Raw genomic sequence first — 9,755 nt, 5'->3', positions numbered from 1 at the left:
GGTCCGTGGCCGGGACGGGAGCGCGGCCACCCGCGGACCCGCGCACCCTCAGAGTTCGGATTCGGACGCTGAGGTCCAGGTGCCCAGGGAGATCTCGGCGGTGATGCCCGGCCCGAATCCGGCCATCAGACCGCGGTGGCCTTCGAGCGCCGATGCCTCGTCGAACATCCGGCCGAGGGCGTCGATCACCACGGCGCTGGCGATGTTGCCGTACTCGGTGAGCGTGGCGCGGCTGAAGCGGAACGCCTCGGGCGGCACGTCCAGGAAGTGGCTCAGGTCGTCCAGGATGCGCGGGCCGCCCGCGTGGATGATGTAGAAGTCCATCTTCCCGGCGTTCCACTGGTTCTCCTCGGCGACCGCCTCCAGGGCCGGCGCGAGCGGTTCCATCGTGCCGGGCACCCGCTTGTCGAGCTGGAAGTGGAAGCCGGTGGACCGGACCGCGTAGGAGATCCAGTCCTCGGTGTCCGGGATGATGAACGAGCCGTTCCGCTCCAGCCGTACCCCGGTACCGCCGTTGCCGCGGAGCACGACGGCGGCTATGCCGTCGCCGAACAGCCCGTTGGACAGCAGGGATCCGACGCCGAGGTCGGTGGGCTGGTAGCAGAGCGAGCAGAACTCGCAGGCCACGATGAGCACATTGGCGTCGGGGTACGCCGTGCAGTAGTCGTGGGCGCGGTTGACGGCGGCGCCGCCCGCGGCGCAGCCGAGCTGGGCGATCGGCAGCTGGCGGGTCTGCGGACGGAAGCCCATCTCGCCGATGAGCCAGGCGGTCGGCGGCGGCATCATGAAGCCGGTGCAGGAGACGTAGACGATCAAGTCGATCTGGTCCGGCTCCAGTTCGGCCTGGTCGAGCGCCTGGCGGACGACCGCGGGCACCCGGGCCTTGGTGTGTTCCTCGTACGTGATGCTGCGGGCGTCGAAGCCGGGGTGCTGGAGCACCTTCTCGATCGGCTGGATCAGGTGCCGCTTCTGTACCCCGGTGTGCTCGATCAGGCGCAGGACCAGGTCGAGTTGCGGGTGGTCGCCGTGCAGCCGTCGGGCCAGCTCAAGGGTTTCCTCGTTGGTGATGACGTGCTCGGGAACCGCGATGGCCGGCTTGCAGAGAACCGCCATGGAACTCCTCCTAGCGGATTTGGTCCACACGCCCGGTGCCCGCGAAGGGATCAGGGGCGTCGGTCGGCCGGGGACGGGCACCGCCGCCGTTCGCACGCGGCGCTGCGTGGATGTGGCGGACTGGTGGATTCCGGCGCCGGGTCAGGTGTCCCTGGAGCGGGCGCGGACGGGCCGACCGTCGAAGACTGTTTCCGGGGCCCGTGTGGAGACGAAGGGCCTCGGCCGTTCGTGGGCGGAAACGATCCGCCACGGCTTGGGTGGCCGTCGGGATCACGCTACGACAGGCGGGTGACCGCCGCACGTCGAGCGATCGTCGACGATCGCTCACGGGGCGGGGGCGGGGCTCCGGGTGGGGCTGGAGGGGGCGGGCCCGGTGGGGCTCCGGGCGGGGTTCCGGGCGGTGACCGGTGGGGTTCCGGGCGGTGACCGGAAGGCGCGTCCTGCAGGGCTCCGGGTGGTGTTCCGGCCGGGAGGGGCGGGCGATGTTCCGGCCGAGAGGGAGCCGGCGGTGTTCCGGGAGGGCGTGCGGTGGTGTTCACGGGTGGAAGCGCGGTGGTGTTCGCGAGCCGTGGCCCAGGTGCTTTTCCGGGCGGCGTTCCGGCGGGCGCGGGTGCGCCCGCCCCGGGTTGCCGGTGGGCCGGGGCGGGCGCATCATCGAGGGCGGTCGGCTCATCGGGGGAGGGCGGCCGGTTTCGCGGTGCGGCTCACCGGTCGATGCGCGGTGCGGCCACCCGGCGATGCGGCGTGCGGCCCGCCCCGCGATGTGCCGTGCGGCTCACCAGGTGACGGGGAGTTCGAGCGGGTAGCGCCAGATCGATGTCTTGTTCCAGCGCACCTCCTCGGCCGGTGCGGCCAGCTTCAGGGCGGGGAAGCGCTTCAGCAGCGTACCGATGGCGACTTCGAGCTCCGTGGCCGCGAGCGGGGCGCCGAGGCAGTGGTGCCCGCCCCAGCCGAAGGTCATGCTCGACGGCCCCTGCCGCTCCAGGTCGAGCTTGTCGGGGTTGTCGAACTTCCGGGGGTCGCGGTTGGCCGTCAGGTAGGAGACGTGGACGATGTCCCCCTCCTTGATCCGGACCCCGCTCAGCTCCACGTCCTCCAGGGCGACCCGGGGGATGCCGACCCCCTTGCGGAAGGGGATGAAGCGCAGCAGCTCGTCCATGGCCTGCGGGAGCATGTCGGGGCGCTCGCGCAGCATGGCCAGCTCGTCGGGCCTGGTCAGCAGCGTGTAGGCGATGTTGCCGATCTCGTACGTGGTGGTGTCCTGGCCGGTGATGAGCAGCACCATGGCCATGACCGTCAGTTCCTGGTCGTCCAGGATCTCGTCGCCGTCGCGGGCGGTGGCGAGCGCGCTGATCAGGTCGTCGCCGGGGTTGGCGCGCCGTTCGGCGGTCAGCTCGGCGAAGTAGGCGCGGAGGTCTGCCTTGGCCTGGATGGCGTTGGGCTTGTTCTCGACGGTGGTGTCCATCATGGTCCGCGCGTAGGTGCGCAGCTGGGCCTGCTCGCCCTCCGGGATGTCGAGGACCTCGCAGATGGTGGTCAGCGGCAGCGGGGCGGCCAGGTGCGCGAACAGGTCGGCCGGGGCGCCGTGCTCCTCCATCCGGTCCAGCAGTTCGTCCACGACGCGCTGGGTGCGTACCCGCATCCGCTCCATGTGGCGGGGGGCGAAGCCCTTGGAGATCAGGCTGCGCAGCCGGCTGCTGCCCGGCGGGTCCATGACGTTGATCGCCTCGTCCTGGACGATCGGCTCGGGGGTCATGCGCGGGAAGTCCCGGCCGATGATGGCGTGGCGGCTGAAGCGCCGGTCGGTGGTCACCGTGCGGACGTCGTCGTAGCCGGTGACGAGCCACGCCTCGCCCTCGCCGTGCGGGAGGCGGATGCGGGAGACGGGTGCCTCGGTCATCAGTTGCCTGAGCACCGGGTCGAATTCGAGGGCCTCGGCATAGTCGAACGGGCAGAGCCGGGCGCCGGTGGCTGGTTCCATGCGGAGCTCCAGAGGGTCTGACGGGTGGTTCGTGGAGGAGGGGAGGGGAGGAGCGGGGAGGGGTGGACGGGGACATGGGTGCCCGGTCGTTCCCGCGGCCACGCGCCGGGCCGGGCCGATTGGTCCATATGCAGAACGGAATCGGCGCCGACGGTCGCTGGACCGGCGCAACGCGGCCCGGATCGGCCGCCCGGACCCGCGCGGTAGCGGCGACTGTCCGTGCGGCAGCGACGACCGCCGGTGCGGTGGCGACCGGCCGTCCGCGCGTGCGAGGGGCCGCGGCTCGTCCGGGCGGTATCCCCCCTGGTGGCCGGAGTCACGGAACCGTCTGGGACGTGGCGTCCACCGCGGTCCGCAGCGTGCGGGCGAGCCGTACCCCGTCGTCCACCGCCCAGAAGTGGGTGAAGAACAGCCGTGGGCTCTCCGCGAGGTGATGGTTGTGCAGCTCGACCAGCTTGACCCCGCCGCGCCGCAGGGCTTTCAGCACCTGCGGGACCTCCTCGGTGAGCATGGCGAAGTCGCCGCTGAGCGCGGCCCGGCCGCCGCCGACCGGCTGGAAGTTGAACGCGCTGGTCGAGCCCAGCCCGGGAGGCAGGACCAGGTGGCCGTCCGTGATGGTCTCCCGGCGGACGAAGACGACCTTGAAGAGCCCGTCCTCGACGCTGCCCCGGGCCCCCAGCGCCGCCTCCATCCCGGCGACGTCCAGGTCGACCGGGGTACGCCGGTCGGGCGGTACGGGCGGCGGGGTGCCGGTGCGGTCGAGGCCCGCGCGCAGCCCGCGCGCCAGGGCCACCGCGTCGCGGCCGTGGCCGTGCACATGGACCCACCAGAGGTCGGGGGTCTGGGCGAGGAGGTGCTTGTGGAGGGCGGTCAGCTCGATGCCGTGCGCCTGCCAGGCGTCGGCCACCTGCTGGAGCTCGCGCTCGGTGACGACCATGTCGCCCATGAGCATCGTGGTGCCGTCGGCGTAGCGGATGAAGGCCGCGTGCGTGCCGAGGGCGAGTCCCGGGGTGACGACGACGCCGTCGGAGACCACGAGCAGGTCCCGCCGGGGAAAGCCCGTGTGGTACGTCGTGTCGCGCAGCATGTTGCCGGGGCGGCCTAGCACCTCCGCGACCGCCGCCCAGTCCGCCGGGGCGGTCGGCACCGGCTGCACCGGCTGCACCGGCCGCATCGGCGGGGCCGGCTGCCCGTGCGCCGCGTCGGCCGCCCGGGCCGCTCCGGTGCCGCCCGCCATGGTCAGTACCGGAGCGAGTGCGGCGGCGGTCAGTAACCGCCGCCGTGACGAGGCCGCTGCGTGCGCTCGTACGTGTGTGTCCTGTGATCGGTCCCCGGTCATCGCGCTCTCTTCTCCCTCTTCATCGTCTGCCGCACCGGTCTCATCGCCTCCGCTCCACCGGCTCCGTCGGATGCATGGCGCGATGAAAGCATGAGAATTACGGATGAAATGGTAGAAAGCGGATACATCGTCAGTGGGTGCGGCCGGACGGGTGAGGGGGTGGCCGCGCAGGAGTCCATGCGGGAGTCCATGCAGGGATTCATGCAGAGGGTCGCGCAGGGATTCGCGCAGGAGTTCGATATCCACAGGGTGTGGACAGGTGGCGGGTGACGGGGCGGGCCCGCGGCGCCGTACTGCCCTGCCTACCCTGGCGGCATGGAACCGGTGATCGACCAGGCATGCGCGGCGGCCCTCTACTCGGACGGCGACGCCGGGCTCGACGCCGGGGCCTCTCTCCTCGCCGCCGACCCGGCGGCCGACGCGGAACTGTTCCGGCGCGGTGAGGAGTTCGTCCGCCGGGCCTGGGAGCGCGGCTGGCAGCCCGCCGATGTCGTGCGCACGGTCCGCCGCGAGCTGGACGAGACCGCGGCCGGCATCGCCGCCGGGCTGATCGGCGCGGAGACCGCGCGGTACGAGCGGCTGCCGCCGCGCTGGCGGGCCCAGCTCGACGCGCTGCCCGGGACCCCGCCCCGCAACCGGCCGGACCGATTCTCCTACGCTTCCGCCGTGCTCGGGCTCTACCGGCTGCTGCTCCGGCTCCCCGTCATCGAGCCGGTCGGCCCTCCGCCCGGAGGTGCCGGGCCCGCGCTCCGGCGTGCGCCCGCGCCCGACGAGCCCCGGATGCTGACCCGTATCCGCGCCCTGCTCGCCAAGGCGGAAGCGACCGGCTTCCCGGAGGAGGCCGAGGCCCTCACCACCAAGGCGCAGGAGCTGATGGCCCGGCACTCCATCGACGAGGCGCTGCTCGCGGCCCGTACCCACAGCGAGGAGGCGCCGGGCGCCTGCCGGATCGGGGTGGACGCGCCGTACGAGACGGCGAAGGCGATCCTGCTCGACGCGGTCGCCACCGCGAACCGCTGCCGAGCGGTGTGGAACGGCGACCTCGGCTTCTCCACCGTGGTCGGCTTCGAGCCGGACCTGGACGCCGTGGAGCTCCTGTACACCTCGCTGCTGGTCCAGGGCACCGTGGCGATGACGAAGGCGGAGGCGGGTCAGCGGGCCGGCGGACGCAAGCGGACCAAGGCGTTCCGGCAGTCGTTCCTGATGGCGTACGCCCAGCGGCTGGGCAGCCGGCTCGCCGCCGACGCCGCCCGGGTCACCGCCGAGGCCGAGGCCGAAAGTGGAGTCGGAAGAGGGGGAGGTGCGGCGGAGGGCGCCGCCGCCCCCGGTCTGCTCCCGGTCCTCGCCGCCCGGGACCTCGCGGTCACGGCCACCGCCGAGCGGATGTTCCCGAGGACGACGACCACCCGGGTCCGGGGCGCCACCGACCTGGACGGCTGGACGCACGGCACCGAGGCCGCCGACCGGGCGCGCGTGGCCGGACGCGACCCGCAACTGCGTGCCGGGCGCCAGAAGCGCTGAAGCGCGCGCCGGGCGTCTGCGCCTGGGCCCGGCGCGCGCTTGGGGCCCGGCGCCCGCGCTTGGCACCCGGCGCCCGTGCCTGGGACCCGCCGTCCGCGCTTGGCACCCGGCGCCCGCGCCTGGACCCGGACCGCCCGCACCCAGCACCCGGCCGCGCGCACCAGCACCCGGCGCCCGCGCTTGCGCCCGACAGTCGCCCCGCCCCCCCCGGCACCCGGCGCGCCCCCGAGCCCCGGCATCGCCCGCACCCCGCACCCCCGCCCCGCGCTTCAAGTCCGACAATTCGGATCAATCAGCCATTCTTCCGGATAGGCTCAAGGCATGAGCTGGCTCCGGGCGCTGAAGGAGACCGCCCGCTCGGGGCTCTCGATCGAGCGACGGCGGCTCGAACCACTCATCGCGATCCGCGGCGCGGCCGGGCTGGCCCTGGTCATCGGGGTCGCCCTGGCGTTCTTCGGGCCGGTGGTCGCGGCGAGCTCCGCCTTCGGCGCGTTCCAGGCGGCCATCGCCACCTTCCAGCGCAGCTGGCGCCCGCGCCCGGTCCTCGCGCTGGTCTCCGGGGCGAGCCTCGCCGTATCCACCTTCCTCGGCTACCTCACCGGCTCGCGGATGCTGCTCTTCCTCCTCCTGCTGGTGCTCTGGACGTTCGTCGCGGGGCTGTCCTGGGCGGCCGGGCCGACCGCGGGCATCATCGCGGCGTCGAACGTGGCGATCATGCTGGTCACCGTCACCCTGCCCACCTCCGTCGCCAACTCGGCCGTGCACGCCGGGATGATCCTGTTCGGCGGGGTGGTGCAGGCGGCGCTCATCGTCCTGTTCCCGGTACGCAGATGGGGTGTCCAGCGCGACGCGCTCGCCGACGCGCTGGCCGCCGAGGCCGACTACGCCCGACGGCTCCGCCACGACCCGCTCGCCCCCTTCGACCCCGTACCCCTGATGACGGCCCGCAGCGCCGCCGCCGTCACCGCGCGCCAGGCCCGCCGCAGGCCGCCCGAGCTGCGCGGCCCGCGCGGGGTGGCCGAGCGGATCAGGCCCGTGCTCGCCTCGCTCGCCGACCCGTCCCTGGGCGTGCCGTCCGAGGGTCCGGAGCGGGAGCGGGTCCGCGAGCTGCTGGCCGCCGCCGGATCGCTGCTCGACTCGGCGGCCCGCGCGATCCGGCACGGCGACCCGGTCGAGCTGAACCCCTCCGCCGTGGCCGTGCTGCGCACCCCGGACACCGGGACCCTGCTCACCGGCCCGCCGATGCGCGCCGCCGACCGCCTCGCCGTACTGCTCTCCGACGTCATCGAGACCGCCGAGGGCGAGGGCACGAAGGAGCGCGACGACGCCTCGAAGGAGGCCGCCGAGGAGCTGAAGGCCCGCGCGGACCACCGTTCCGCCGCCCCGCACCGCCACCGCAACCGCCCCCACCGCCCGGGCCTGCTGCGGCTGATCCCCGTCGTGGCGAAGGCCATGCGCGCCGAAGTGCGCCCCGGCTCCCCGATCCTGCGGCACGCCGTCCGGCTCTCCGTCGTCGCCGCCGTGGGCTACCTCATCGGCACCGCGATGCCCTTCGGCCACGGCTACTGGGCGCCCATGGCCGCCGTCATGGCGATGCGGCCGGAGTTCACCCAGACGTACGGGCGGTCCATGGCCCGGTTCGGAGGCACGGTCGTCGGCGTCTCGCTCGCCACCGCGATCGTCCAGACCACCCACCCCGGCGTGACCACGGCCGCGGTGCTCGCCGTGTTCTGCGCGTTGCTGATGTACCTGCTGATGCGCACGGGGTACGTGGTCGGCCAGGCCTGCGTCTCGGCCTATGTCGTCTTCCTGCTCGGGATGGCGGGGGACAACTGGTCGCAGACGGTCCTCGAACGCGTCGTGCTCACCCTCGCGGGCGGCCTCCTGGCGATGATCTCGTACGCCCTCTACCCGGCCTGGGAGACGCCCAGGCTGCGGGGCAGGCTCGGTGACTGGCTGAAGGCGGACGGGCGGTACGTCGCCGCGGTCGTCGACCAGTACGCCGACCCCGCCGAACGCGGCCACGACGACGTGCGCTCCGCGCTGCTCGACACCCGCGAGGCCCGGGTCGCCTGGCAGGAGGCGCTGTCCGCCGCCCAGCACGAACCGGTCCGCAACCGCGGACTGTCCCGGGCCGCCGCCGACGACACCCAGCACGCGCTCGCCCAGTTCGGCCGGGCCGCGATGCTGCTGGAGGCCCATCTGCCGGGCGGCGGCGCCACTCCCGTACCGAACGCGGGCCGGCTGGCCGACGCGCTGCGCCGGTCCACCGAGCGGGGCGCGAAGGCGGTACGCGAACGGCGGGTGCCGGACTGGACCGAGGTGCGCGAGGCACTGGCGGAGTGGGACGCCAGGGTCCGGGCGGCCGAGGGGACCGACCGGGCGGAGAAGGACCCCTTCGTCAGGGAAGGGGCCCACCTCCTCCTCGACGCCCTGGAGGAGTTCTCCCAGGGGCTGGACGGCGGCCCGCACACCGAACCCGGGCCGAACCAGCCGTCCGGCACGGCACACTGAGGCCCGCTCGGCGGCCGGGCCTGGACGCCGGGGCGAGCAAGCCGGGGCGGCACGCGCCGGGGCAGGCCACCGGGGCAGGCCACCGGGTCGGGCCGCCAGGTCGGGCCGCCAGGTCAGGACGTCGGCAGGTCAGGACGTCGGCAGGTCACCGAGATCGGGCAGCCCGGACGGCAGCGCGCCCGCCGCGGTCTTGGCCAGGGTGTCGCGGACCCCGCTGTCCCAGGACACCACGAGGGTCTTCCCGTCGTTGGACTCGACGGACCCGGTGGTGCGGTCGTCGCCCCCGTCGACGCACTTCAGCGTGAGCGTCACCTTGCCCGAGCCCTGCACGGTGCCCGTGCAGGCGCGCTGCTCCGTGACGAGCGCGACCTTCCCCGCGGACACCGACAGGACGACCGCCTTGCCGTCGGTCCGGCCGGCCCAGCCGCCCTCCAGCGCCGTCGCGTCGGTCCCGGAGCCGCCGCTGCCGCCGGTCTCGCCGCTCCCGCCGCCGGAGGGCGCGCCGGACTGCTCCGTACCGGCCGAGCCGTCACCGCCCGGTGCGTCGTTCTTCCCGCTGTCGCCGCCGCAGCCGGTCAGCGCGAGCGAGGCGAGGAGTCCGGCGGCGAGCACGGTGCCGGTGCGTGCGATTCTGTGCATCTGTAATTCCCCCATAGGCCTGTCCCGACAAAAGACCGAGCCAAGTTATCAGCGGGATACAAGGGGATGGAGAGATCCGTCGAGGGCAGACGGATCCGAAGAGGCCTCCTGAGCGTCTGTCATCGGGGAGTAAAAGCTGTAATCGCGGGAACACCCCCCGTGCACGTGCATCCGCGCATGCATCTGCTCATGCAGCAGGAATTGAACTACAGCTATGATCCGGGACAGTTGACACTTGCACCTTGCAACTCGGGAGCGTCCTGTGCACCACGTGTACAACGGCATGGCGGCCACAGAGCTTCGCGGAGTCGTCTGGCAGAAGAGCAGACACAGCAACTCCCAGGGTTCCTGTGTGGAGTTCGCGAAACTGCCCGACGGAGATGTGGCGATGCGGAATTCCCGCCACCCCGACGGGCCCGCGCTGGTCTATACGCCGGCCGAGATAGAGGCGTTGCTGCTCGGGGTGAAGGACGGGGAGTTCGATCACCTCATAGCGGGCGGCTGATCGCATTCCGTAACGGCGCGGGACGCGTTCCGCGATGAGGCCGGGCGGATCGCGGATGGTGTCGGGCAGATCACACCCGGGCGCATCCCGGAGTGCTGTTCTGGAACAATGCATCTCGCAATGGAGCCGGGCTGTTCTTTTTT

At 73.0% G+C, this 9,755-nt stretch carries 7 protein-coding genes; 3 read left to right on the top strand and 4 right to left on the bottom strand.

Translation table 11 applies throughout. The features are described from left to right. Positions 1 to 48 precede the first annotated feature (48 nt). From ACFCV8_RS33515 to ACFCV8_RS33505, 3 genes are all read right to left on the bottom strand, one after another. On the bottom strand, positions 49 to 1,113 hold the full coding sequence (locus ACFCV8_RS33515) for a type III polyketide synthase (RefSeq protein WP_376689280.1): 1,065 nt from the start codon (positions 1,111 to 1,113) through the stop codon (positions 49 to 51). Positions 1,114 to 1,888: 775 nt separating this feature from the next. After that, positions 1,889 to 3,094 carry a cytochrome P450 gene (locus ACFCV8_RS33510; RefSeq protein WP_376689279.1) on the bottom strand — a complete coding sequence of 402 codons (1,206 nt, stop codon included), beginning with the start codon at positions 3,092 to 3,094 and terminating at the stop codon, positions 1,889 to 1,891. A 316-nt stretch (positions 3,095 to 3,410) separates the two neighbouring features. Then, positions 3,411 to 4,331: a DUF1259 domain-containing protein gene (locus tag ACFCV8_RS33505; protein ID WP_376689278.1), complete on the bottom strand. Its 921-nt coding sequence runs from the start codon at positions 4,329 to 4,331 to the stop codon at positions 3,411 to 3,413. 417 nt (positions 4,332 to 4,748) lie between these two features. Here ACFCV8_RS33505 and ACFCV8_RS33500 point away from each other — a divergent pair, with 417 nt between their 5' ends. Further along, entirely contained in the window at positions 4,749 to 5,954 is a 1,206-nt protein-coding gene (locus ACFCV8_RS33500) for a DUF2786 domain-containing protein (RefSeq protein ID WP_376689277.1), read from the top strand. A 321-nt stretch (positions 5,955 to 6,275) separates the two neighbouring features. After that, positions 6,276 to 8,468 (top strand): FUSC family protein, encoded by a 2,193-nt coding sequence (locus ACFCV8_RS33495; protein WP_376689276.1) that lies wholly within the window; start codon positions 6,276 to 6,278, stop codon positions 8,466 to 8,468. Positions 8,469 to 8,597: 129 nt separating this feature from the next. Here the strand turns inward: ACFCV8_RS33495 and ACFCV8_RS33490 are convergent, their stop codons facing one another. Next, complete coding sequence (locus ACFCV8_RS33490; RefSeq protein ID WP_376689275.1) at positions 8,598 to 9,107, bottom strand: hypothetical protein; 510 nt, start codon at positions 9,105 to 9,107, stop codon at positions 8,598 to 8,600. 262 nt (positions 9,108 to 9,369) lie between these two features. Here ACFCV8_RS33490 and ACFCV8_RS33485 point away from each other — a divergent pair, with 262 nt between their 5' ends. Then, the gene (locus ACFCV8_RS33485) at positions 9,370 to 9,612 is read left to right on the top strand and encodes a DUF397 domain-containing protein (RefSeq protein ID WP_037690973.1); all 243 of its coding nucleotides are present in this window, start codon (positions 9,370 to 9,372) and stop codon (positions 9,610 to 9,612) included. Positions 9,613 to 9,755: the final 143 nt, after the last annotated feature.

Source organism: Streptomyces sp. NPDC056347, from assembly GCF_042262625.1.
GTDB lineage: Bacteria > Actinomycetota > Actinomycetes > Streptomycetales > Streptomycetaceae > Streptomyces.
This window is presented reverse-complemented; position numbering and strand designations above follow the sequence as displayed.